General features: G+C 53.7%; 1 pseudogene. It reads left to right on the top strand.

The features are described from left to right. Positions 1 to 371 precede the first annotated feature (371 nt). Positions 372 to 669 (top strand): annotated as a pseudogene (locus tag RNC47_RS36095) (hypothetical protein); the annotation flags it as partial.

Genomic DNA, 669 nt, shown 5'->3' with positions numbered 1-669 from the left:
GCTATGGGGGGCGTCGTGGGCCAGTCCATGGTTTCTCCCCGTCTGCGCTCGTTGTCCGATATAAATTGCCACATAAAAGGTGGAGCACTCAGAGGAATTACCCTATATCCACGACCATCCCTCGATGCAAGGTACATCGAAAATCAGCCACAATCAGGGAGCCGAACGAAGCAATCCAGCCACAACCGCCGACCAAGCATCTTGCGGCCTAACAGACAAAAGGGGGTGCACACCCCCCGTTTTACACCTCTCTTACGCTTCTCGATGGCACCCGCAGGACGTAATTTTGGACATCCTGACCCCTGAGCGCTGCACCGAGTGACGTCAAGCACAGTTGAAATCGATCCTTCGCCGAGGTTAAGATCGACAAGATGTCGGCCCTTTCCATGAAACGGGGGAAACAGGTGACCGAGCGTGGGAATATCAGCATTCTTCTGGTCTGTGAAGACCAAATAGAATGCGCCGGGATGGTTGCTCTACTCAGTAATGACCGAGGTATTTCAATAGTCGGAGATGCCTCTTCGGCAGCGGCAGCACAGAGGATGATCTCCGCACTGAATCCCGATGTGGTCCTTTGCAGTGAACGCGTGCTATCGCATCAGACAGTGGAGCTTGCCGAAGTAATCGCAGCACGACCTAAGGACGCCAAGCCCATATACCTCATAATCC

It is taken from the genome of Streptomyces millisiae, assembly GCF_031845425.1.
GTDB lineage: Bacteria > Actinomycetota > Actinomycetes > Streptomycetales > Streptomycetaceae > Streptomyces > Streptomyces millisiae.
This window is presented reverse-complemented; position numbering and strand designations above follow the sequence as displayed.